Raw genomic sequence first — 23,030 nt, forward strand, 5'->3', positions numbered from 1 at the left:
GGGGTCAGCGCCAGGCGACGAGGACCGTGCCGCCCGCGATCAGCGCGACGCCCGCCCAGTTCGTCGGGCTCAGCCGCTCGTGCAGGAAGGCGACGCCGAACACGGCGACCAGGACGACGGACAGCTTGTCGACGGGAGCGACCTGCGCCGCTTGCCCCATCTGCAACGCGCGGTAGTAGCAGAGCCAGGACGCGCCCGTGGCGGCGCCCGAAAGAGCCAGGAAGGCGAGCGAGCGCGCCGGAAGCTCGGCAGGCGAGCGCCAATGGCCGCCGCTCGTCACGATGGCGGCGATCAGCGCGAGGATCACCAGCGTGCGCAGGAACGTCGCGTAGTCGGACTGGACGCCGGTGACGCCGATCTTGCCGAAGATCGCCGTGAGGGCAGCGAAACCGGCCGATGCCAGGGCCCAGCCGAGCCAGCCCATCAAGCGCGGGCGAGCAGGATGTGGACGGCGAACGCCGAGAAGACCGAGGCGAAGAGCCAGTCGATGAAGCGCATCACGGCGGGCTTGGTCTTCAGCGTCGCGGCGATCCGGTCGGCCGCGAAGATCATGGCGATCGTGATGGGCGTCGCCACGAGGATAAAGTAGACGCCAAGGAAGAAGAGCTTGCCCCCCGCATGCGGATCGCCGACGGCGACGAACTGCGGCAGGAACGTCACGAAGAACAGGATGATCTTGGGGTTGAGAAGGTTGATCCCGATCCCCGTCGCCCAATTGGCGGCGAACGGCTGGCGCGGCACCTTGCCCCGCTCCACGGAGAGCGAAGAGCCGTGGCGGATGGCCTGCACGGCCAGCCAGACGAGATAGGCCGCGCCCACGATCTTGAGCGCCAGGAAGGCCTCCGGCGAGGCGGCGATCAGGGCTGACAGGCCGACGGCGGCCAATGTCGTATGGATCAGCGATCCCGTGCAGGCACCGCAATAGGCGGCAAAGCCGGCCGATCGTCCCTGCGCCAGCGTGCGCCCCAGAAACAGCGTCATGTCGGGGCCCGGCGTGATCGTCAGGACGATCGCGGCCAGCGTGAAGGCCGCAAGGGCGGAGGCATCGGGCAGGAATGTCATGCGGCCTCACGGGTAACGAGCCCGCCTCGCGGCGCGGCCGACTAGGAAAGCAAGCCGATCGAGGTGCGTCGCGCCTCCCTCATGCAGGATCACTCCTACGTCATGTGCGATCGGCAGGGAAGCACCGGGCGACCCCACCTGCGATCCGTTCTCATCGCGATCCCACCCCCTCACTCTTCCTTCGCTTCCGACGCTTTGTTAAGAGCGCCCGACGGAACCCTCAAGGTCCTTTCTCGCGAGGCACCGTCGGCGTGCCCGAGGTCCTCGGCGCGATCGTCCTCTCAATTCGGGAACAATGCGAAGCATGGCTCTTCCGCGCGACGTCAAGAAGGTCGTTCTCGCCTATTCCGGCGGTCTCGACACCTCGATCATCCTGAAGTGGCTCCAGACGGAGCTCGGCGCGGAGGTCGTCACCTTCACCGCCGATCTCGGCCAAGGCGAGGAACTCGAGCCCGCGCGCCGCAAGGCGGAGATGCTCGGCATCAAGGAAATCTTCATCGAGGACGTGCGCGAGGAGTTCGTGCGCGACTTCGTCTTCCCGATGTTCCGCGCCAACGCGGTCTACGAGGGCGTCTATCTCCTCGGCACCTCGATCGCCCGCCCCCTGATCTCCAAGCACCTCATCGAGATCGCCAAGCGCACCGGCGCCGACGCCATCGCGCACGGCGCCACCGGCAAGGGCAACGACCAGGTCCGCTTCGAGCTGTCGGCCTATGCGCTGAACCCCGACATCAAGATCATCGCGCCGTGGCGCGACTGGGCCTTCAAGTCGCGCACCGACCTTCTGGACTTCGCCGAGAAGAACCAGATCCCCGTCGCCAAGGACAAGCAGGGCGAGGCTCCCTTCTCGGTGGACGCCAACCTCCTGCATTCGTCTTCGGAAGGAAAGGTCCTGGAGGATCCGAGCGTCGAGGCGCCGGAATACGTCCACATGCGCACCATTTCGCCCGAAAGCGCGCCCGACAAGGCGACCGTGATCACGGTCGGTTTCGAGCGCGGCGACGCCGTGTCGATCAACGGCGAGCGCCTGTCGCCCGCTTCGCTTCTGGCCAAGCTCAACGACTACGGCCGCGACAACGGCATCGGCCGCCTCGACCTCGTCGAGAACCGCTTCGTCGGCATGAAGTCGCGCGGCGTCTACGAGACGCCGGGCGGCACGATCCTGCTCGCCGCGCACCGCGCGATCGAGAGCATCACGCTCGACCGGGGCGCCGCGCATCTCAAGGACGAGCTGATGCCGCGCTATGCCGAGCTCATCTACTACGGGTTCTGGTTCTCGCCGGAGCGCGAGATGCTGCAGGCGCTGATCGACCGGAGCCAGGAGCACGTGGAGGGCGAGGTGACGCTGAAGCTCTACAAGGGCAACGTCATGGTCACCGGCCGCACGAGCCCGAAGTCGCTCTATTCCGACAAGCTCGTCACCTTCGAGGACGACCAGGGCGCCTACGACCAGAAGGACGCGGCGGGCTTCATCAAGCTGAACGCCCTGCGCCTGCGCACGCTCGCCAAGCGCAACGGTCTGTGAGCCGACGCCGCGATTGAACGGGAAAGGGGCCGGCGGAGCGATCCGCCGGCCCTTTGCATTCGGGCCTCCCCGCCCCCACCTTGGGGGAAATCATATGGAAGCCGAACGATGATCCCCTATTCCGTTCTCGACCTGTCGCCCATTCCCGAAGGCGGCACGGCGGCCGACGCCCTCGCCAACTCGCTGGATCTGGCGCGCGAGGCCGAGCGGCTCGGCTACGTCAGATTCTGGCTCGCCGAGCATCACAACATGACCGGCATCGCCAGCGCGGCGACGGCGGTCGTCATCGGCCATGTCGCGGCGGGAACGAAGACCATTCGCGTCGGCTCGGGCGGCATCATGCTGCCGAACCATGCCCCGCTCGTCATCGCCGAGCAGTTCGGCACGCTGGCGACGCTGTATCCAGGTCGCATCGATCTCGGCCTCGGCCGGGCGCCGGGCACCGACATGATGACGGCCCGCGCGCTGCGCCGGAACCTCGACAGCTCCGACAGCTTCCCGCAGGACGTGGTGGAACTGATGGGCTACTTCGCCGATGCCGCTCCCCAGCAGCGGCTGCGCGCGGTGCCGGGCACGGGAACGCACGTGCCGGTCTGGATCCTCGGCTCCAGCCTCTACGGCGCGCAGCTCGCCGCCCATCTCGGCCTGCCTTATGCCTTCGCTTCGCATTTCGCGCCGCAGGCGCTGGACGACGCGGTGGAGATCTACCGGCAGACCTTCCGTCCCTCGGCGGAATGGGAAGCGCCGCACTTCATGCTCGCGATCAACGTCTTCGCCGCCGACACGGACGCCGAGGGCCGCCGGCTCCAGTCCTCCATGCAGCAGGCCTTCGCCCGTCTGCGGTCCGGACAGCCCGGCCCCTTGCCGCGGCCGGTCGACGACATCGACGCGGTCCTCGATCCCGGCGCGCGCGCCATGGTCGACGAAGCGCTGCGCGTGTCGGTGGTGGGCGGCCCCACGCGCGTGCGCGAAGGCCTTGAGCGGCTCGTCTCGCGCTATCGACCGGACGAGGTGATCCTCACCGGCCAGATCCACGATCACCACTCGCGGGTGCGCTCGTTTGCGCTGGCGGCCGAAGCCATGCAGGCGATCGGCGGCGCAACGACGACGGCGACGGCGCAAGCGGCGGAATAGCGCCTGATCAGGCGGCGCCGGGATCCTTGCCGCCGGGCTGCTTGCACAGGAGGTTGATCGGCTCTTCGAGCTGCGGATCGTTGCTGAGGTTGCCGCGGATCATTCGCAGCACCTCGCCGGCCGCCCGGACCTGGTCCTCGTTCAGCCCCTGCATCGCGAAGGCGAAGACCCTGTCGAAGAGCGGATCGAGTTCGCGCATGATGCGGAACGCCTCTTCGGTCGGCTCGATCAGCTTGGCCCGCCGGTCGTTCGGATCCATGATGCGATCGATCAGCTTGCGCGCCTCGAGCCTGTCGAGGTAGGCGGACAAGGTCATCGGCTCGACGCCCATGCGCTCGGCGAGGATCGCCTGTCGCGATCCCCGGAAGCGGATCACGTGTCCCAGGGCCCGGATCTCACCCGGTGTCAGTCCCAACCCGTTCTCGGCGACGATCTTTTCGAAATACTGCCGAAAGAGCCGCGACGTGTCGGTGAGCAGGAACCCGAACGCATTTCCCATCGTCAAGTCTGGCACAGGTTGCTGCCTTCTTCGTCAATCCAGGGCCCGACGCTTCTTCCGATCCGCCGGGAAGTCACGTATCGCTCGCCCCATGTCCTTCATTCGATGACGACCGGCAAGGGACGATTCGTTGAAAATGGTTCTTAAGATGATGGAATCTCAGATCGAAGCGTTCGATCCCCGCCTTTCCTTTCCGGAGCGGCAGGTTCTGCCGGACTTCGCGCAATGGACGCCGGAGGATTTCGCGGCCGCGTTCGAGCGCGCGATGGAGGCGCATGCCGGCGAGATCGACGCGATCGCCGGAAGCGGAACCGAGCCGACGTTCGACAACACGATCCTTGCCCTGGAGCGGGCGGGACGTCCGCTGTCGCGCGTCGCGGCCCTGTTCTTCACGCTTGCCGGCGCGCATACCAACGACGGCATTCAGCGGGTCGAGCGCGAGGTTTCGCCGAAGCTGTCGCGCCACGGCTCGCGCATCTCGCTGAACGCGGCGCTCTTCTCGCGGATCGACGCCCTGTTCGAACGAAGACACGAGGCCGGTCTCGGCGCCGAGGAACTGCGGCTTCTGGAACGCACGCATGCCGGCTTCGTGCGGTCGGGGGCAAGGCTCGAGGGGGACGACCGCCAGCGTTTCGCCGACATCAACGCGCGGCTCGCGGAGCTCGGCACCCGCTTCTCGCAGAACGTCCTCGCCGACGAGAGCGCCTATGCGCGGCCCGTGACGGACGCCGATCTCGCCGGCCTGCCGGCCTTTCTCGTCTCGGCCATGGCGGATGCGGCGCAGGAGCGCGGCCTTGCCGGCCATGTCGTGACCCTGTTGCGCTCGATCGTGGTGCCCTTTCTGACCTACTGCCCGAACCGGGCGTTGCGCGAGGAGATGTTCGGCGCCTGGACGCGGCGCGGCGAGCGCGAGGGCGGGACGGACAACCGGCCGGTTCTGGCCGAGATTCTCCAGCTACGAGCCGAGAAGGCCAGGCTGCTCGGCTTCCGCTCCTTCGCCGATTACAAGCTCGACGACACGATGGCCAAGACCCCGGACCGGGTGGAAGCTCTGCTGCGCCGGGTTTGGGACAAGGCGCGCGAGCGGGCCGACGGCGACGCGCGAAAGCTCGCCGCGCTCGCGGCGTCGGAGGGCGACAACGCCCCGCTCGGCGCGGCGGACTGGCGCTTCTATGCCGAGAAGCGTCGGCAGGCGGAGTTCTCCATCGACGAAGGCGCACTGAAATCCTTCTTCCAGCTCGATCGCATGATCGACGCCGCCTTCGACGTGGCGGGGCGGCTGTTCGGCCTGCGCTTCGAGCCGCTGCCGGAGGTCCGCGCCTGGCATCCCGACGCGCGGGTCTGGCGCGTGCGCGATCGCGACGGCACGGAGCGGGGTATCTTCATCGGCGACTACTTCGCGCGCACCTCCAAGCGCTCCGGCGCGTGGATGAGCGCGCTCCGCTCGCAAGCCAAGATCGACGGCGGCCAGACGCCCGTGATCTACAACGTGTGCAACTTCGCCAAGCCGGCCAAGGGCGAGCCCGCTCTCCTCTCGGTGGACGACGCGCGCACGCTGTTCCACGAGTTCGGCCACGCGCTGCACGGGCTCCTGTCGGACGTGACCTATCCCTCGCTCGCCGGCACGGCCGTCGCGCGCGACTTCGTGGAGCTGCCCTCGCAGCTCTACGAACACTGGCTGACGGTGCCCGCCATCCTCCAGCGCCACGCGCTGCACGCCGAAACGGGTGAGCCGCTGCCCGCCGCCGAGATGGAGAAGCTGGAGGCGGCCCGCACCTTCGACGCCGGGTTCGACACGGTCGAGTTCACCGCGTCGGCGCTCGTCGACCTCCTGTTCCACAGGGAAGCCGAGGCGCCGTCCGATCCGATGGCGCGCGAGGCGGAGATCCTCGAAGGGCTCGGCATGCCGAGGGCGATCGTCATGCGCCATCGCTCTCCGCACTTTGCCCATATCTTCTCGGGCGACGGCTATTCGTCGGGCTACTATTCCTACATGTGGTCCGAAGTCCTGGACGCCGACGCCTTCGAGGCTTTCGGGGAGGCGGGCGATCCGTTCGACGCCCAGACCGCGCAGCGGCTCCGGCAGTTCGTCTACGGCGCCGGAAACTCGGAGGATCCGGCCATCCTCTACGAACGATTCCGGGGGCGCGCGCCCGATCCGGACGCCCTGATGCGCAAGCGCGGTTTCGCGGCCTGACAAGGGCCACCTTTCGCAATCGCAAAAAATTCGTTATGGACGGCCCAATGACCGCGACGTCCTTGGGCCGTTTCTCATCGAGACGCGCCTCCAAACGCGTTTCAACCCCTTTCGGTGACCTGACACATGAAGCTCCGCAACATCGCGATCATCGCGCACGTTGACCATGGCAAGACGACGCTCGTCGACAAGCTCCTCGCCCAGTCCGGCTCGTTCCGCGAGAACCAGCGCACCGAAGAGCGCGCGATGGACTCCAACGACCTCGAAAAGGAGCGTGGCATCACGATCCTCGCCAAGGCCACCTCGGTGGAGTGGAAGGACACGCGGATCAACATCGTCGACACTCCGGGCCACGCCGACTTCGGCGGCGAGGTGGAGCGCATCCTCAACATGGTGGACGGCGCCGTCATCCTCGTCGACGCCTCCGAAGGCCCGATGCCACAGACCAAGTTCGTGCTCGGCAAGGCGCTCAAGGTCGGCCTGAAGCCGATCGTCGCGATCAACAAGATCGACCGCCCGGACGAGCGCCACGAAGAAGTGCTGAACGAGATCTTCGATCTCTTCGTCAACCTCGACGCCACCGACGAGCAGCTCGACTTCCCCGTGCTCTACGGCTCGGGCCGCGGCGGCTGGATGGCCGACGCGCCGGACGGCCCGCAGGACAAGGGTCTCGAGCCCCTGTTCGACCTCATCGTGAAGCACGTTCCCGAGCCGGACACCGCCGGCAAGGACGAGCCGTTCAAGATGATCGGCACGATCCTCGAGGCCAACCCGTTCCTCGGCCGCCTCATCACGGGCCGCATCCAGTCCGGCTCCATCAAGCCGAACCAGACGGTGAAGGTGCTGAACGGCGAAGGCCAGCAGCTGGAATCGGGCCGTATCTCCAAGATCCTCGCCTTCCGGGGCCTGGAGCGCACGCCGATCGACTACGCGGAAGCCGGTGACATCGTCGCCATCGCGGGCCTCCAGAAGGGCACCGTCGCCGACACGTTCTGCGACCCGGCCGTGACGGAGGCGCTGACCGCGCAGCCGATCGACCCGCCGACCGTGACCATGAGCTTCATCGTCAACGATTCGCCGCTCGCCGGCACCGAAGGCGACAAGGTGACGAGCCGCGTGATCCGCGACCGCCTGTTCAAGGAGGCCGAGGGCAACGTCGCGCTGAAGATCGAAGAGTCCGAGGACAAGGACTCCTTCTTCGTGTCGGGCCGCGGCGAACTGCAGCTCGCCGTTCTCATCGAGACCATGCGCCGCGAGGGCTTCGAGATCGGCGTCTCGCGGCCGCGCGTCGTGATGCAGAAGGACGAGGCCACCGGCGAGACCCTCGAGCCGATCGAAGAGGTCGTCATCGACGTCGACGAGGAGCATTCGGGCGTCGTCGTTCAGAAGATGAGCGAGCGCAAGGCCGAGATGAAGGAGCTGCGCCCGTCGGGCGGCGGTCGCCAGCGCCTCGTGTTCCATGCGCCGACGCGCGGCCTGATCGGCTACCAGTCGGAGCTTCTGACCGACACGCGCGGCACGGCGATCATGAACCGCCTGTTCCACTCCTACGCCCCCTACAAGGGCGCGCTGGCAGGCCGCACCAACGGCGTTCTCATCGCCAATGCGTCCGGCGAGGCCGTGGCCTACGCGATGTTCAACCTGGAAGACCGCGGCCCGATGATCATCGATCCGGGCGTTAAGGTCTACGAGGGTATGATCATCGGCATCCATAGCCGTGACAACGACCTCGAGGTGAACGTCCTTAAGGGCAAGCAGCTCACCAACATCCGCGCCGCCGGCAAGGACGAGGCGGTGAAGCTGACGACGCCGATCCGCATGACGCTCGACCGCGCGCTCTCCTGGATCCAGGACGACGAGCTGGTCGAGGTGACGCCGAAGAACATCCGTCTGCGCAAGCTCTACCTCGACCCGAACGAGCGCAAGCGCTTCGAGAAGAGCCGCAAGGTCGCCTGACCGGCAGACCGGCGAAACGAGACAAGGGGACGCGGCATGCCGCGTCCCCTTTTTTGTCGCTGTTCACGACTGCATCATCTCGCGCGATCGCAGGGCATCGAGGGGAACAGGCGGCTCCTCCTCCCGTTTCGAAACCAAGGAGGATGCACCATGTCGTACCTGTCGCCCCAGGCCGGCGAGATCGCCGCCAACAATTCCCAGCAACCCACGGACATGACCGGCAGCAATTGGATGTCGGTCGCCAACACGCACGGCTCCTACGCGTCCGCGCAGGCCTCGCAAGGGACCCCTTGGCTGTTCCGCCAGCCGCCGCGCATTCGCCAGACCGCCAAGGCCTGACCCTAGCCGCCAATGACGCTGAGGCCAGGCTCGTCGCACGGACGCAGCTCTGGCCAAGCGCGGAGCGCGTCCTCCCCGGCCCGTCGTCCGGCGACCCAGCGCTCCGCAACCGTGCGCGCCGAAAAGTCGAGGGCCTTGGCCGCGACCTCACGCGCTTGTTCCGAATAGACGATCCGAAGAAGCGTGACGCGTCGGTCCTGGCTATCGGCAAGCCTTGCCCGCCACCGCGCAATCGTACGACGGCTCTGGCTGGCGAAGGCCAGATCCTGCGCGCGGCTCGCGACTTCGCCAAGGGTGTGCGGTCGCGGCCGGCGAAGCGGCACAAGATCGACCGCTAGACACAGCAGCGGACGGGGCGAAAACTCGGTGAACACCGGATCGAGCGGCAGATTCGCCGACAAGCCGCCATCGACATGCCAGCGCCCGTCGATCTCGACAGGCGGAAAAAGGACGGGCAAGGCGGCACTCGCGCGCACGTGCCGGGCGTCGATCCGCCGGGAAGCGGTGTCGAAAACGACGTCCTCGCCGGTCTCGAGGTCGAGCGCGGTGGCGGTGAAGCGTGGTGCCCCCACGTTCAGGCGAGCGAAATCCACCAACCGGTCGAGCGTCGTCTCCAGCTGATGCGTTTCGAACAAGGACGGCTCGTTCGGGGCCAAAGGCGCCAGGGCGGACAGAAGCGGGCCGAACAGTCCGGGACGCCCGGCCGCGAATGTGGAGATCGCGGCGTTCGACCGGCGCCAAGTTTCGGCCATCGACCACGGGAAGGACAGCGGCCCGGCGTCCGTGATGGGTGCCGACGCCGAAGGGTCGGGGCGCCAGAAGGCGCGCAAGGTCTCGATGCGTTTTTCGGGCGGCGCGCCGGCGATCAGCGCGCCGTTGATCGCCCCGATCGAAGTGCCGACGATCCAGTCGGGCTGGAGACCGCGATGGTGGAGCACCTCGTAGACCCCGGCCTCGAAGGCCCCGAGCGCGTTGCCACCGCTGAGGACAAGAACGAGATCGAAGTCGCGTGAAGCGGCCACCGCCGTATTGTGATCCATCATGACGGGCCAACGGGACCGACCCCGTGATCGATCCGGCGATCGGTAGGCGGCGCCGGAAAACGGCGCCGCCCCTTTCGTCGTCAGCCGGCACCCCAGAGCTTGGGGATCTGCTGGCCGAGCGTCAGCACCGAGAGGAAGCCGAACAGGAGGAAGCCCCACACGAGCGCGGCGATGCGACCCGGGCCCGGCCGGATTTCCGGAACGAGGAACCGCCGGTTCAGAAGAATCAGAAGCCCGGAATAGATGAACATCATCAGCCCGCCCGTACAGGCGGAAATGACGAGAAGCACCAGCGGCTGGGTCACGCCGGCCAGAAGCACGACGACGCCGATGGAGACCAGGGTCCATACGATCCCGAAGTACAACCGGCTCTCGTTCGCCTGACGGACGTAGGACGTGCGCAGCACGTCGGCGACCAGCCGGGCCGTGTAGTCGACGATGCCGGTCGCCGCGCCGAAGAGCGAGAAGGCGCCGATGAACCAGAACAGCCCCCCGAACCAGCCGCCTACCCGTTCGCTCAGCACCTGCCCCTCCGCCTGGACGAAGGCGACGGAGTTGGCGAGCCCCTCCTGTCCGAACACGGTGGAATAGGCGAGGAGCGACGTGAAGGTGATCGTGACGAAGGTGATGAGAACGAAGGTGAGGAGCTGTTCCCAGTTGGCGAAGCGCCACCAGCGGTTCCAGCGGCTCATGTTCTCGGGTGTCGGCTCGAACACGAAGCCGGTGGAGGGCGCGGCCTCCGGCTGGCCCGTGACGGCACTCGTGATGCGCGGCACGTACTGGCCCATCGCAAAACCCTTGTCGCGGATCCAGTTGGACTGGCAGAGGTTCTGCCCGCCGCCGGCGCCCGCGAAGGCCAATGCGCCCAGAAGCAGCGCGAAGCCGAGTTCGGTCGGGATCGTTGCGCCGGTGACGATCTGCGGCACGGCGGCCCAGTCCTCGGCCGTGATGACGAAGAAGGCCGCGATCACGATCAGGACGCCGACCGCCGCCACCTTCACCATCTGGAGACGCTCCAGCAGCACGTAGACGACCGGCGCGAGCGTCAGGATCAGTCCGATGACGACGAGCATGGCGATGGCGATCCAGCGCGGCTCGCCGCCGACGATATAGGACAGCATGGTGGCGGAGCTCGTCGCCCAGCCCGGCCAGAGATTGGCGAAGCACGTCATCAGGGCGAAGACGAGACCCCAATGGCGCCAGAAGCGGCTGAACCCGGTCAGCACCGTCTCGCCGGTCGCCAGCGTGTAGCGCTCGATCTCCATGTTCAGGAAGAACTGCGTCATCACGCCGAGGAGCGCGGCCCAGACGAAGGCCATGCCGACCTGGGATGCGATGTAGGGGTAGAGGATGAACTCGCCCGACGAAAGGCCGACGCCCGCCGCGACGATGCCCGGGCCGATCAGCTTTCCGGTGTTGGCCGGTGCGGGCGGCAGCTCGCGCACCTCGGGCCGGCCCAGCACATGGGTCGGGAAGAGATCGGCGGCCGAACCGCGGATCTCTCGGGGTGGGTTGGACATCGTTCCTCCTGCGTGCGTGCCGCTGCGACCTGTGCCGCGGCCTGTCCCCTGGTCAATCGCGTGAGATAGGGCGCGGCCCGCGCAGGGCTCGTGTTCCCGCCAAAGGAGCGCCCGCGATCGGCAAACCTTGATGACTTCCGCCCGCGCGATAGAAACAGCGGGGCAACGCCCAAGGGAGGTAAGCCATGAGAGCGGTGGGATACGCGGCGTCGCCTGCCGACCGGTCGGTCGAACATCTCGTCGATCTCGACCTGCCCCGCTCCGTGCCGACGGGCCGTGACCTCCTCGTCCGGGTCGAAGCCGTGTCGATCAACCCCGTGGACACCAAGCAGCGCGGTCCCGTGGCGGATGCGGCCCGCCTTCCGCGCGTTCTCGGCTTCGATGCCGCGGGCGTGGTGGAGGCCGTCGGCGACGACGCGACCCTGTTTCGCCCCGGCGATGCGGTATTCTACGCGGGCGCGGTGGACCGGCAGGGTTCCAACCAGGAATTCCAGCTGGTCGACGAACGGCTCGTGGCACGCAAGCCCTCGAGCCTCGATTTCGCGGATGCCGCCGCCCTGCCGCTCACCGCCATCACCGCGTGGGAAACCCTGTTCGACCGGTTCCGCATCCAGCCGGACCTCAGCGAGAAGGGAACGCTCCTCGTGATCGGAGCGGCGGGCGGCGTCGGCTCGATCGCCACGCAGATCGCGCGCGAGCTGACCGGCCTGACCGTCATCGGCACCGCCTCGCGCAAGGAAAGTCGCGACTTCGCGCTCGCCCACGGATGCCACCACGTCATCGACCATTCGAAAGCCATGACCCCGCAGCTCGAGGCGATCGGTTTCGGGTTGGTGGACTACGTGTTCGGCGTGACGCAGACGCCGCGCCACATGGCCGATATCGGCCAGCTCGTCCGTCCCTTCGGGCATCTCTGCGTGATCGACAGCGCCGAGATGGACCTTGCGCCGATCCGCTTCAAATCGGTCTCGCTGCACTTCGAGTACATGTTCACGCGCCCGGTCTTCCAGACCGCCGACATGATCGAGCAGCACCGCCTGCTGGCGGAGGTCTCGCGCCTCGTCGACGCCGGGCGCATCCGCTCGACGCGCACCCGAACGCTGTCCCCGATCTCGGCCGAAACGGTGCGCGAAGGGCATCGCCTGACCGAAACCGGGCGAACGCTCGGCAAGACGGTGATCGCCGGATGGCCCATGCAAAGCGAAGGAGCCTGAGAATGGGACTGCTATCGGGCCTCCTCGGGCTGGCCAGCGACCTCGACGTCGGAGCGCTCGCCCGCGAGCTGGAGCCCGTGCTCCTGCCGGACGAAACGATCGAGGTCGCCTTCCAGATCGTACGCGACCAGATGGTCTTCACCGACCGGCGCATCGTCCTCGTCGACAAGCAGGGCATGACGGGGCGCAAGCGCGCCTATCATTCGATCCCCTACCGAGCGATCACCATGTTCTCCGTGGAGACCGCCGGCTCGTTCGACACCGACGCCGAACTTCGCATCTGGGTTTCCGGCCAGTCGCAACCCTTCCTTCAGAACCTTGCGCGCGGCACCAACCTTGCCGGCATCCAGAAGGCACTGGCATCGGGTGTTCTTGGGAGGGGCTGACGCCCGTTGTGCATTGCGATGGGGAATAGCCGGCGTGGGCATTGAGGCAGCCGCCTTCGCGGGCTACCAACCACGCCATGGCACGCCTTCGACACGACCGGTCCACATTTTCGTCACCGTCCATGGATCGTCCGGCCGCGTTTATAGTTAACGCCGCATGAAGACGATCGCCGCCGATGTTCGACTTGCAGAATCCGCCGACGCCGGCGCGCTTTCGATCGTCCACGCCACGTCCTGGACGTCGGCCTACCGGGGCCTGATTCCCCACCGGGCCCTCGCGGCGATGGTGGAGCGACGGGGACCGGACTGGTGGTCGCGGGCGATCGCCAACCGGGCCACGATCCTGGTGATGGAGTATGGTGGCGAAGTCGTCGGCTACGCCACGGTCGGGCGCAACCGCACCCGCGGCCTCAGCGTCGACGGCGAGGTCTACGAACTCTACCTCAAGCCCGAGTTCCAGGGCGTCGGCTTCGGACGACGCCTGTTCGATGCCTGCCGGACATTGCTGCGCGCCCGTGGCCTCAAGGGCGTCGCCGTCTGGTCGCTGGCTGACAACGAGAACGCGGTGCGCTTCTACGAGGCGGCCGGCGGGGCGGACGTCGCGACCGGCTCGGAGACCTTCGAAGGCGTGACGCTCCACAAGGTCGCCTACTGCTTCATGTAAGGACCGTACACGGCACGGGCTTGCGTTCACCCTTCCGTGCGGCTTCGATTGCCTCCCGCGCGGCGATTGGCTAGGAACCGCCGAGTTCAACTCGGAGATTTCCATGCGCATCGACGCCATCGCTCGCGGCAAGAACCCGCCCGAGGACATCAACGTCATCATCGAGGTGCCGGTCGGCGGTCATCCGATCAAGTACGAGATGGACAAGGAGTCCGGCGCGCTCTTCGTGGATCGCTTCCTCTACACGCCGATGACCTATCCCGGGAACTACGGCTTCGTGCCGCACACCCTGTCGGACGACGGCGACCCGATCGACGTCCTGGTCTGCTCGACGCGTCCGCTCTTCCCCGGCTGCGTCATCAACTGCCGCCCGATCGGCGTCCTCAAGATGGAGGACAACAAGGGCCTCGACGAGAAGGTGATCGCGGTCCCCTCGCCCGAACTGACGCAGCGCTACACCAAGGTCTTCGAGCACACGGACCTGCCCGAGATCACGCTCCAGCAGATCGAGCACTTCTTCGAGCACTACAAGGATCTGGAACCCGGCAAGTGGGTGAAGATCGGCGGCTGGGCCGGTTCGGCCGAGGCCAAGCAGATGATCCGCGAGGCGGTCGAGCGCTACGACAACGCCAAGGAAGCGGAAAAGAACCCGACGCCCGTGGGCCAGGAAAACGCCTGAGCGCACCCGCGCCGGCTGGAGATGAAGGGGGCCTCATGGCCCCCTTTTTCGTATCAGCGCACGTTGGCGGCCAGCTCCTTCGTCGGCCAGCAGGTGGAAGCCTGGCCGGCCTTTTCCTGGAAGGCGCCGATCGAGCGACGCGTCTTGAAGCCGGCGAGGCCGTCCGGGCGCCCGACATCGTAGCCGCGCGCCACGAGCTTTTCCTGGAGTCTGGCGACGTCGCCCCGTGTCAGGCCCGACACCTTGCGCCATTCGCCGGAAAAGGCGCCGGCTCCGCCCATGCGGTCGGCGAGATGCCCGATGAAGAGGGCGTAGAGATCGGAGTTGTTGTACTCCTTGATGACGTAGAAGTTGGGCGTCGCGACGAAGGCCGGACCGAACCGGCCGGCCGGCATCAGGAGATGGCCGGTGGCGCGCATCTCGCCCGCGGGGAACGGACGACCCGAGACGCGCGTCACGCCCGCCTTGGCGAAGTCGGCGATCGGGCGGCCCTGGTCCGGTCCCTCCAGAGTGCAGGACACCGCGGCCGGCACGCTCGCCTCGAAGCCCCAGTCGCGGCCCGGCTGCCAGCCGGACTGTCGGAGGTAGTTGGCGATCGAGGCCAGCGTGTCGGGCACCGAGTTCCAGATGTCGCGATGACCGTCGCCGTCGAAGTCCACCGCAAGCTTGCGGAACTTGGTCGGCATGAACTGCGGCTGACCGAGCGCGCCCGCCCAGGACGACTTCATCTGCCGGGCCGTCAGGTCGCCGTCCTCGACGATCTGGAGGGCGGCGATCAGCTCGGCGCGGAACATCTCCTTGCGCCGGGCGAGATAGGCCTTGGTGCCCAGCACCTCGAAGGCGTCGTAGGGGATCTTGGCCGCGCCGTAGCCGGATTCGCGGCCCCATATCGCGACCACGATCGGACCGGGAACGCCATAGCGCTCTTCGATCCGCCTGATGACATCGGCATGCTGGCGGAGCAGCGCCCGGCCCTTCGCGGCGGTCGCGGCCATCTTGGCCTCGTCGAAATAGGCGGTCGGGCTCTGGAACTCGGCCTGCCGGTTCACCTCCTCGACCTTGGACTTGTCGCCGGGAAGCTGGAGGTCGGGAAGCTTGGTGTTGGCTGTCACGCCCTTGAAGGCGGTGTCGAAGGTGGCGCGCGAGACACCCGCCGCGCGGGCTTCGGGCCAGATATCGTTCTGCAGGAAGGCACGAAAGCCGGACTGGACGTCCTGCGCGGCGGCAAGGCCCGTGCCGGTGAGAAGCGCCGCCAGCGCCCATGCGATCCGCTTCATGTCGTGAACTCCCGGCATGCCATGTCCTGCCGGAAGGCTAAGCCCACGACCTTGCGTCGATCTCGCGGCGAACTGCGATCAGATCTTCGTGCGCGAGCGCATGGCGGCCGAGAGCGTGCCCTCGTCGAGATAGTCGAGTTCGCCCCCGACTGGCACGCCGTGGGCGAGCCGTGTGACCGCGACATCGAAATCGGCAAGCTGGTCGATGATGTAGTGAGCCGTGGTCTGGCCCTCGACCGTGGCGTTCACTGCGATCACCAGCTCCCGGATCGTGCCCTCCGCCACGCGCTCCACGAGGCGGCGGATGGTGAGGTCGTCGGGCCCGACGCCCTCCAGCGGCGACAGGACGCCGCCGAGCACATGGTAGGCGGCGTTCAGCGCTTTCGCCCGTTCCAGCGCCCAGAGATCGGACACGTCCTCGACCACCACGACGGTGGTCTGGTCGCGCGCCGTGTCGCAGCAGATCGTGCAGGGGTCGCGCGTGTCGATGTTGCCGCAGTTGGAGCAGACGCGCACCTTCTCGGCCGCCTCGGCCATGGCGTCGCCCAGCGGCCGGAGAATCTGCTCGCGGCGCTTGACCAGATGCAGCGCCGCGCGCCGCGCCGAACGGGGGCCGAGCCCCGGCAGCTTCGAAAGGAGCTGGATCAGCCGCTCGATCTCGGGGCCGGCAATGGTCTTGGACATGGAAGAGGCGGCCTTGGAAGAGCGGTGCCGGGCTCGGAACGCCCGGCTGAAGGAGGCGTCGAGCCTAGAACGGCAGCTTCATGCCCGGAGGCAGCGGCAGGCCGGCGGTGAGCGCCTGGGTCTTGTCCTGGATCACGGCGTCGAGCTTTCGCTTGGCGTCGGCATGGGCGGCGACGAGGAGGTCCTCGACGATGTCCTTCTCGTCGGGCTTCAGCAGCGAGGGGTCGAGCTCGACGGCGACCAGTTCGCCCGTGCCCTTCAGCGTCACGGAGACGACGCCGCCGCCGGCCTGGCCCGACGCCGTGGTCTCGGCGATCTCGGCCTGGAGCCCCTGCATCTTCTCCTGCATGGCCCTGGCCTGCTTCATCATGCCCATGAGATCTTTCATGCACGCACGTCCCTAGCTGTTGAACTCAATCGTCGTCCGGGTCGGCGTCGGTATCGAACGCGACGCCTTCTCCCATGTCGTCATCCTCGCCGCCGAAGCCAAGGTCCGCCGGGTCGATGTCGATGCGCTCCGGCAGGCCGTCGTCCTCGCCAAGCGGCGGACCGCCGTCGTCGGCCTCCTCGATTTCCACCTCGGGTTCGCCGCGCAGACGCACCTCGCGCACCTTGGCGCCGGGCAGCGCTGCGAGAATCGCGGCGACCTCCGGATCGGCTTCCGCCTCGGCGATCAGGCGCGCGCGCCGTGCGGCGTCCGCCTCCTCCAGCGTCTCGCTTCCGCCCTTGGCGGTCACGGTGACCACCCAGCGCATGCCGGTCCAGTCGAAGAGCTTCTTGGTGAGTTCGCCCGACAGCACCACCGGCGCCCCGTCGGCGAGTTCGATCTCGATCCGGCCGGGCTCCATGCGCACGAGGCGCAGGTAGCGGCGGATCCAGGCCTTCATGCGCGAATCGCGCCGCTCGCCGGCGAGCTTCTCGAGGTCGCGCAACGATGCGGGAAGGCTCGCCGGGTCGGCCACCGGCGCGGGCGCCGCGAGCGGCGAGAGGGCCTGCGGCGTGGATGCCACCATGCGCGCCGCCAAAGTCGGACCGCTCGCGCGCATCTGCGGCGCGGCGGGCGGCGGCGCGTGCACGACGCCGGAAGAGGCGGACGGCGACGAATAGGCCGACGCTCCCCCGCTGGAACCTGGTGCCCCCTGCCCGTTCGCCGGCGAGGAGGGCGAGTGCGGGGGCGTCGCGCCGTCTCCGCGCAGGAGGCGCGCGAAATCTTCGGGCGAGGGCAACGTCGCGGCATAGGCGATGCGGATCAGCGCCATCTCGGCCGCCTGCCGCGGCGAGGAGGCAGCCCGCGTCTCCTCGATCGCCTTCAGGAGCATCTGCCAGACCTCGGACAGCGTCTTCACCGACAGGCGCTCGGCGAAGTCGCGCCCGCTCTCCACCTCGACGGGCGAGAGCGAGGCGTCGCCCGCCGTCTCCGGCACGAAGCGCAGCGAGGTGACGAGATGGGTGAAGTCGGCAAGGTCCGTCAGCACCACCAGCGGGTCGGCGCCGAAGTCGTACTGCCCGGCGAACTCGCGCAGGGCCCCCGCCCCGTCGCCCCGCATCAGAAGCTCGAACAGGTTGACGATGCGCGCCCGGTCGGCAAGGCCCAGCATGTCGCGCACCGTGCCGGCCTCGACATGGCCCGCGCCGTGCGCGATCGCCTGATCGGTGAGCGAGAGCGCGTCGCGCACCGACCCCTCGGAGGCGCGCGCCAGCAGTCGCAACGCATCGTCGTCGGCGGCGACGCTCTCGGCGTCCAGCACCCGGCGCAGATGCGCGATCATGGTGGCGGGATCGACGCGGCGCAGGTCGAAGCGCTGGCAGCGCGACAGGACCGTGATGGGCACTTTCCGGATTTCGGTGGTCGCGAACACGAACTTTACGTGCTCGGGCGGCTCCTCCAGCGTCTTCAACAGGCCGTTGAAGGCCTGCGTGGAGAGCATGTGGACCTCGTCGATGATGTAGACCTTGTAGCGTGCCGAGACCGGACGGTAGCGGACCTGCGCGATGATCTCGCGGATGTCGTCGATGCCGGTGTGCGAGGCGGCGTCCATCTCCACCACGTCGACATGCCGTCCCTCCATGATCGCCTGATCGTGGATGCCGGGCTCGATCATGTGGATCGTCGGCTGGTGGATGGTCGCGGTCTCGTAGTTCAGGGCGCGGGCGAGGATGCGGGCGGTCGTGGTCTTGCCGACGCCGCGAACGCCCGTGAGCATCCAGGCCTGCGCGATGCGGCCGGCCTCGAAGGCGTTGGTGAGCGTGCGCACCATCGGCTCCTGGCCGATCAGGTCGTCGAAGGAACGGGGACGGTACTTGCGGGCCAGGACGCGGTAGGGCGTCGCGGCGGTCGTGGGACTGCTATCCTCGGCCATCGGCTCCATTCGACTGTGAGGCGCTGCGGCCGGTTTCGCGAACCGGCAGCGCCGGCGCGACCCTACGCGGCTTTTCGCACAATGCAATCGGCAGGCGCGCGGCAATCGGCGTTCGCCGGTCTTGGCGCAGCGGACGGATGCGAAGGGGAAGCGGATGGGCCGTCGCATCTCGCGGAAGGCGCCCGCTTCGCCTATGAAGGCGAACGCCGAAAGCGCAGGACTGCGGACGAATGGGGTGGGAGGCTGGCACGATGACCCGTGCCGGATTCGTTGGGGCTGCTTCCTTCCGGACCTGACCCGGTTGGCGAGCGGCTCGTCCACCACCAACCTCCCGCCTTCCATATCGTGGAGAACGCATGGAAATGCAAGCCGACCCCCTCGCCTTCTCGCTCGACCCGCGCCTCGAAGCGGACACGCAACACCTTCTCGACCTGCCGCTCTGCCGCCTCCTCCTGATGCGGGACGCGCGCTGGCCCTGGCTGATCCTGGTGCCGCGCCGAGCGGGGATCGTGGAGCTCTTCGATCTGGCCGAGGGCGACCGCTCGAGTCTTCTGACCGAGACGACGCAGGTCGCCCGGGCGCTTTCCCGGGCGAGCGCGCCGGAGAAAATCAACGTCGGCGCCCTCGGCAACGTGGTCCGGCAGTTCCATCTGCACATCGTCGCGCGCTCAAGCGGAGACCCGAACTGGCCGAAGCCGGTCTGGGGCTTCGAGAGCGCCATCCCGTATCCGCCCGGCGCCGACGAGGCGCTGGTCCGCTCCGTCCTCGAAGGCCTCGCATGATTCCGGTCGCCCCCATCCGCCTCGGCTATTCCGTCAATTCGCTGCGCCGCGACGGCGAACTGCGCACCGAAGCCTCGCTCGCCGAAGCGCTCGGCTCACCCGAGGCGCGGGTCTACCTCGCCTCCGGCGGGCAGTGGCTCTGCCGAGGCGGCGAGATGCCGGATCCCGCCTTCACCGTCGGGGACGCGTCCGCGATCCTCGGCGACACGGCGATCGAGCTTCTCCTCGGCCACGACCGCTCCGGTGCGCCGCGACTCGTCGCCGCCGTCGAGCCGCGCGAGGCGTCGGGCGAGATCGCGCCGTGGGACCTTCGAACGCTCGGCATGCGTGAACTCCTGTCGCCCGACCTGGAAGGCCAGCTCGCACAGGGCGCCCATCTCCTCAACTGGCATGCCGCGGCCCGCTTCTGCGGCCGGTGCGGCGCGCCCACGGTCTCGGAAGCGGCCGGCTTTCGCCGTCGCTGCACGGTCTGCAACCACGTCGTCTTCCCGCGCACGGACCCGGTTTCGATCATGTTGGTGCACGATGGCGAAGGGCGCTGCGTGCTCGGACGCCAACCGCATTTCGCTGACGGCATGTGGTCTTGCCTCGCCGGCTTCGTGGAAGCGGGTGAAACGCTGGAAGACGCCGTGCGGCGCGAGACGCTGGAGGAAGCCGGCCTCACGGTCGACGAGGTGCACTACCATTCCTCGCAGCCCTGGCCCTTCCCCGGCTCGCTGATGATCGGCTGCATCGCGCGCGGCAGGCCCGGGCCGATCGCGTTCGACGCGACAGAGCTGGAGGACTGCCGCTGGTTCGACCGCGCCGAGGTGCAGGCGATGCTGGAAAACCGGCATCCCGGAGGGCTCGTCGCCCCTGCCCGCTTTGCCATCGCCCATCATCTCTTGGCTGCCTTCGCAAGCGGCAACGAAGCGGCTTCGAAAGAGGCATTGCGATAGAGTGAACGGCAAATTGGCGGAGTTATGCGCGGGCTGCACAACAGGCGTGCGAAAGCTGCTCTCCTTTTAGGCACCGTGGGAGCGTATATCGGGGTCAACGAATTCTGACCCACCCGAGGCTCCCATGTTGAACTCCATTGCCAAGCGCCTGAACTCCTACCGCTCGCACCGCCGCACCGTGATCGAACTCAACAGCATGGACGACCGCATGCTGAGCGACATCGGCGTGCTGCGCGGCGACATCGACCGCATGGTCCGCGTCGGCCGCTAAGCCGCCACGAACCGACCAACAAAAAAGCCCCGCTCTCGCGGGGCTTTTTTGTTGGGGTATCGGCGATGAGCGATCAGTCCGCGGCGTGCGGATGCGCCGGCCGGTCCGGCGAGGCGGGATAGACGCCCATGATCGATACGCGCTTGGAGAAGAAGCGCAGTTCGTCCAGCGCACGCGCGACGCGCGGCTCGTCCGGATGGCCCTCGATGTCGGCGAAGAACTGCGTCGCCACGAACTTGCCCTCGAGCTGATAGCTCTCGAGCTTGGTCATGTTGATGCCGTTGGTGGCAAAGCCGCCGAGCGCCTTGTAGAGCGCCGCCGGCAGGTTGCGCACCTCGAAGACGAAGGTCGTCACCACCGGGTCGCTCGAGGCCGGTGCCCACAGCTCGTGCCCCCGGCCCGGGCGCGAGAGGACCACGAACCGCGTCGTGTTGTGCTCGGCGTCCTCGACGTTCTCCGCCAGGATCTCCAGGCCGTAGAGCTCGGCCGCCAGGCGCGGCGCGAAGGCCGCCACCTCGCGCTCCGGCATCTGGGAGATGATGCGTGCCGCGCCCGCCGTGTCGCCCGAGACGACCGGCTTCCATCCGTTGCGGCGCAGGATGCCGCGGCACTGGCCGAGCGCGTGGATGTGGCTGTGCACCTCGCGGATGTCGGCAAGTCCGGTGCCGGGCTTGGCCATGAGCTGGAAGCGGATCGGCAGGAAGAACTCGCCGACGATCTGCAGACCCGACACGGGCAGGAGATGGTGGATATCGGCGACGCGGCCCGCGATCGTGTTCTCGATCGGGATCATCGCGAGGTCCGCCTCGCCGCGCGTGACGGCGGCCAGCGCATCCTCGAAGGTCGGGCAGGGCAGCGGCTCAAGGCCGGGATACATGGTGCGGCAGGCGGTGTCGGAATTGGCGCCGGGCTCGCCCTGGAAGGAGATGCGGTTCGACCGCGTCGCCGGCTCGTAGAAGCGGCGTGCCTCCTCCAGCTGATGCGGCATGTCGACACCGAGCGGCACGGCGTCCACGATCTCGGCGTCGATTCGCATCCCCGCCTCCAGCGCCCGGAGCTGCTCCAGCTTCTCGCGCATCTCGAGGGGAGACGGGGACAGCTCGACGAATCGCTTCAGCGCCGCGCGGCGATAGGCGTAGATGCCGACATGGTGATAGAGCGGCCCCTCGCCGGTCGGCGCGGTGGCGCGCGTGAAGTAGAGCGCGTTCAGGCGGTTCTGCGCGAGCGGCGTGCCGATGAGCTTGACGACGCTCGGATCGTCCCGGTCCGCCGCGCTCTCGATGGCGACGGCCACCGTCGCGATGTCGCAGGCCGGATCGGCGAAGGGGCGCAGCACCGCGTGGATCGTGTCCACCTCGATCGTCGGAAGGTCACCCTGCAGGTTGATGATGGTGTCCACCTCCTCGCCCGGATCGACGAGCTGCAGGGCCTCGAAGATGCGGTCCGAGCCGGACTGGTGGTGCGTTCCCGTCATCACCGCTTCGAAGCCGGCCGCCGTCACCGCCTCGCGGATCGAGGCGTCGTCGGTCGCCACCACGACGCGCCCGATGGCGGCGTCGCGCGCCCGCTCGGCCACGCGCACGATCATCGGTCGCCCGCCGATGTCGGCCAGCGGCTTCAGGGGAAGCCGGGTCGAAGCCAGCCGGGAAGGGATGAGGATCAAGGTGGACATGAACGGAAACTCTGGTGCGCCGCAGGAAATTTAGGCGAAGCTGTGACAGGAGGGCGCTTGATCGATTTCTATCGGAATGTCAGAACGCTTCCAATTGACGGGCTTGAGCCAGGTCGCCGGTACCGGCGCAACGTGCTTCGGTCCGCGGAACGTCGAAAGCGCGTGTCGTCGGCCCCTTGCGCCGGCTGCAGAGGGAGCCGCCCTTTATCATGAATTCGTTCGAGGCCAACAAGATCTTCGGCGCCCTCCTGGGCACCGTATTCGTTCTGTTCGGCGGCAGCCTTTTGGCCGAAGGCATCTTCCATGCCGAGGCGCCCGAGAAGCCCGGTTTCGCCATCGAAGTGCCCGACGCGCCGGCCGGCGGGGGCGCTGCGCCCGCCGCCAACGAGGTGACGCCGGTCGGCCAGCTGATGCAGACCGCCAATGCGGAAGCCGGCGCTGCGATCTTCAAGCGCTGCCAGGCCTGCCATTCCGGCGAGAAGGGCGGCCCCAACAAGGTCGGTCCGGACCTGTGGGACGTCGTGAACCGGCCGATCGCCTCGCACGAGGGCTTCAGCTACTCGGCCGCGATGACCGAATTCTCCGAAGGCAAGACCGTGGTCTGGGACTGGGATCACCTGAACCACTTCCTGCACGGGCCCAAGCAGTACATCAAGGGCACGGCGATGGGCTTTGCCGGCATCGCCAAGGACCAGGAGCGCGCCGACCTCCTCGCCTATCTCGGCACGCTGTCGGACAACCCGCCCGCGCCTCCGGCGCCCGACGCCGGCGCGCCGGCCGGCGGCGAGGCCGCGGCCGAGGGTGCGGCGCCGGCCGAGGGCGCAGCGC

General features: G+C 67.9%; 23 protein-coding genes, 1 other RNA gene and 1 pseudogene. 13 read left to right on the forward strand and 12 right to left on the reverse strand.

Annotation, left to right across the window (positions count from 1 at the left end; genetic code table 11):
* Positions 1–4: 4 nt before the first annotated feature.
* Together AUL34_RS17885 and AUL34_RS17890 are read right to left on the reverse strand one after the other, a co-directional pair.
* On the reverse strand, positions 5–424 hold the full coding sequence (locus AUL34_RS17885; RefSeq protein WP_061936743.1) for an EamA family transporter: 420 nt from the start codon (positions 422–424) through the stop codon (positions 5–7).
* On the reverse strand, positions 424–1,062 hold the full coding sequence (locus tag AUL34_RS17890; protein ID WP_061936746.1) for a LysE family translocator: 639 nt from the start codon (positions 1,060–1,062) through the stop codon (positions 424–426). Before AUL34_RS17890 ends, AUL34_RS17885 begins: the two co-directional genes overlap by 1 nt.
* Before the next feature lie 304 nt (positions 1,063–1,366).
* Here AUL34_RS17890 and AUL34_RS17895 point away from each other — a divergent pair, with 304 nt between their 5' ends.
* Together AUL34_RS17895 and AUL34_RS17900 are read left to right on the forward strand one after the other, a co-directional pair.
* Positions 1,367–2,587, forward strand: coding sequence for an argininosuccinate synthase (locus tag AUL34_RS17895; protein WP_061936750.1), 1,221 nt, complete (start codon positions 1,367–1,369; stop codon positions 2,585–2,587).
* 108 nt (positions 2,588–2,695) lie between these two features.
* A complete protein-coding gene (locus AUL34_RS17900; protein WP_061936753.1) occupies positions 2,696–3,721 on the forward strand; it encodes an LLM class flavin-dependent oxidoreductase in 1,026 nt (341 codons plus the stop codon).
* A 7-nt stretch (positions 3,722–3,728) separates the two neighbouring features.
* Here the strand turns inward: AUL34_RS17900 and AUL34_RS17905 are convergent, their stop codons facing one another.
* Positions 3,729–4,220, reverse strand: coding sequence for a MarR family winged helix-turn-helix transcriptional regulator (locus AUL34_RS17905; protein WP_082653464.1), 492 nt, complete (start codon positions 4,218–4,220; stop codon positions 3,729–3,731).
* 151 nt (positions 4,221–4,371) lie between these two features.
* On the opposite strand from AUL34_RS17905, the gene AUL34_RS17910 reads away from it, so the two are divergent.
* The 3 genes from AUL34_RS17910 to AUL34_RS17920 all read left to right on the forward strand — a co-directional run bounded on the left by AUL34_RS17910 (position 4,372) and on the right by AUL34_RS17920 (position 8,712).
* Complete coding sequence (locus AUL34_RS17910; RefSeq protein ID WP_061936818.1) at positions 4,372–6,417, forward strand: M3 family metallopeptidase; 2,046 nt, start codon at positions 4,372–4,374, stop codon at positions 6,415–6,417.
* A 126-nt stretch (positions 6,418–6,543) separates the two neighbouring features.
* Complete coding sequence (gene typA / locus AUL34_RS17915; RefSeq protein ID WP_061936756.1) at positions 6,544–8,373, forward strand: translational GTPase TypA; 1,830 nt, start codon at positions 6,544–6,546, stop codon at positions 8,371–8,373.
* Positions 8,374–8,523: 150 nt separating this feature from the next.
* The gene (locus tag AUL34_RS17920; protein ID WP_061936761.1) at positions 8,524–8,712 is read left to right on the forward strand and encodes a hypothetical protein; all 189 of its coding nucleotides are present in this window, start codon (positions 8,524–8,526) and stop codon (positions 8,710–8,712) included.
* A 2-nt stretch (positions 8,713–8,714) separates the two neighbouring features.
* Here the strand turns inward: AUL34_RS17920 and AUL34_RS17925 are convergent, their stop codons facing one another.
* Together AUL34_RS17925 and AUL34_RS17930 are read right to left on the reverse strand one after the other, a co-directional pair.
* Positions 8,715–9,755 carry a patatin-like phospholipase family protein gene (locus AUL34_RS17925; RefSeq protein ID WP_156420983.1) on the reverse strand — a complete coding sequence of 347 codons (1,041 nt, stop codon included), beginning with the start codon at positions 9,753–9,755 and terminating at the stop codon, positions 8,715–8,717.
* Between the two features lie 80 nt (positions 9,756–9,835).
* Entirely contained in the window at positions 9,836–11,275 is a 1,440-nt protein-coding gene (locus AUL34_RS17930) for an Nramp family divalent metal transporter (RefSeq protein WP_061936764.1), read from the reverse strand.
* 185 nt (positions 11,276–11,460) lie between these two features.
* Here AUL34_RS17930 and AUL34_RS17935 point away from each other — a divergent pair, with 185 nt between their 5' ends.
* The 4 genes from AUL34_RS17935 to ppa all read left to right on the forward strand — a co-directional run bounded on the left by AUL34_RS17935 (position 11,461) and on the right by ppa (position 14,218).
* Complete coding sequence (locus AUL34_RS17935) at positions 11,461–12,489, forward strand: zinc-binding alcohol dehydrogenase family protein (protein WP_061936767.1); 1,029 nt, start codon at positions 11,461–11,463, stop codon at positions 12,487–12,489.
* 2 nt (positions 12,490–12,491) lie between these two features.
* On the forward strand, positions 12,492–12,875 hold the full coding sequence (locus AUL34_RS17940; protein ID WP_061936770.1) for a PH domain-containing protein: 384 nt from the start codon (positions 12,492–12,494) through the stop codon (positions 12,873–12,875).
* Positions 12,876–13,032: 157 nt separating this feature from the next.
* Positions 13,033–13,539 (forward strand): GNAT family N-acetyltransferase, encoded by a 507-nt coding sequence (locus AUL34_RS17945; RefSeq protein ID WP_061936773.1) that lies wholly within the window; start codon positions 13,033–13,035, stop codon positions 13,537–13,539.
* 103 nt (positions 13,540–13,642) lie between these two features.
* Entirely contained in the window at positions 13,643–14,218 is a 576-nt protein-coding gene (gene ppa / locus AUL34_RS17950; protein WP_061936776.1) for an inorganic diphosphatase, read from the forward strand.
* 53 nt (positions 14,219–14,271) lie between these two features.
* Here the strand turns inward: ppa and AUL34_RS17955 are convergent, their stop codons facing one another.
* From AUL34_RS17955 to ffs, 5 genes are all read right to left on the reverse strand, one after another.
* The gene (locus tag AUL34_RS17955; protein WP_244492630.1) at positions 14,272–15,513 is read right to left on the reverse strand and encodes a lytic murein transglycosylase; all 1,242 of its coding nucleotides are present in this window, start codon (positions 15,511–15,513) and stop codon (positions 14,272–14,274) included.
* A gap of 60 nt (positions 15,514–15,573) precedes the next feature.
* On the reverse strand, positions 15,574–16,179 hold the full coding sequence (gene recR, locus AUL34_RS17960; RefSeq protein ID WP_061936780.1) for a recombination mediator RecR: 606 nt from the start codon (positions 16,177–16,179) through the stop codon (positions 15,574–15,576).
* A gap of 64 nt (positions 16,180–16,243) precedes the next feature.
* On the reverse strand, positions 16,244–16,567 hold the full coding sequence (locus AUL34_RS17965; protein ID WP_061936783.1) for a YbaB/EbfC family nucleoid-associated protein: 324 nt from the start codon (positions 16,565–16,567) through the stop codon (positions 16,244–16,246).
* A gap of 25 nt (positions 16,568–16,592) precedes the next feature.
* Positions 16,593–18,548: a DNA polymerase III subunit gamma/tau gene (locus AUL34_RS17970; RefSeq protein WP_274532662.1), complete on the reverse strand. Its 1,956-nt coding sequence runs from the start codon at positions 18,546–18,548 to the stop codon at positions 16,593–16,595.
* Positions 18,549–18,774: 226 nt separating this feature from the next.
* An RNA gene (gene ffs, locus AUL34_RS17975) (signal recognition particle sRNA small type) lies at positions 18,775–18,871 on the reverse strand.
* Positions 18,872–18,895: 24 nt separating this feature from the next.
* On the opposite strand from ffs, the gene AUL34_RS17980 reads away from it, so the two are divergent.
* The 3 genes from AUL34_RS17980 to AUL34_RS21995 all read left to right on the forward strand — a co-directional run bounded on the left by AUL34_RS17980 (position 18,896) and on the right by AUL34_RS21995 (position 20,530).
* A complete protein-coding gene (locus tag AUL34_RS17980) occupies positions 18,896–19,321 on the forward strand; it encodes an HIT family protein (protein WP_244492631.1) in 426 nt (141 codons plus the stop codon).
* A complete protein-coding gene (nudC, locus tag AUL34_RS17985; protein WP_061936787.1) occupies positions 19,318–20,259 on the forward strand; it encodes an NAD(+) diphosphatase in 942 nt (313 codons plus the stop codon). The genes AUL34_RS17980 and nudC overlap by 4 nt, the downstream gene beginning before the upstream one ends.
* Positions 20,260–20,383: 124 nt before the next feature.
* Positions 20,384–20,530: a DUF1127 domain-containing protein gene (locus AUL34_RS21995; RefSeq protein WP_082653465.1), complete on the forward strand. Its 147-nt coding sequence runs from the start codon at positions 20,384–20,386 to the stop codon at positions 20,528–20,530.
* A gap of 73 nt (positions 20,531–20,603) precedes the next feature.
* Here the strand turns inward: AUL34_RS21995 and AUL34_RS22395 are convergent, their stop codons facing one another.
* Together AUL34_RS22395 and AUL34_RS22915 are read right to left on the reverse strand one after the other, a co-directional pair.
* On the reverse strand, positions 20,604–21,506 hold the full coding sequence (locus tag AUL34_RS22395; protein ID WP_274532664.1) for a prephenate dehydratase: 903 nt from the start codon (positions 21,504–21,506) through the stop codon (positions 20,604–20,606).
* Positions 21,489–22,202 (reverse strand): annotated as a pseudogene (locus AUL34_RS22915) (3-deoxy-manno-octulosonate cytidylyltransferase); the annotation flags it as partial. The pseudogene AUL34_RS22915 and the gene AUL34_RS22395, both read right to left, overlap by 18 nt.
* A gap of 209 nt (positions 22,203–22,411) precedes the next feature.
* Between AUL34_RS22915 and AUL34_RS17995 the strand changes: the two are divergent.
* Positions 22,412–23,030, forward strand: a 619-nt coding sequence (locus AUL34_RS17995) for a cytochrome c family protein (protein WP_061936790.1), incomplete at its 3' end; no start/stop codon positions are given.

It is taken from the genome of Aureimonas sp. AU22 (assembly GCF_001463745.1).
Taxonomy (GTDB): domain Bacteria; phylum Pseudomonadota; class Alphaproteobacteria; order Rhizobiales; family Rhizobiaceae; genus Aureimonas.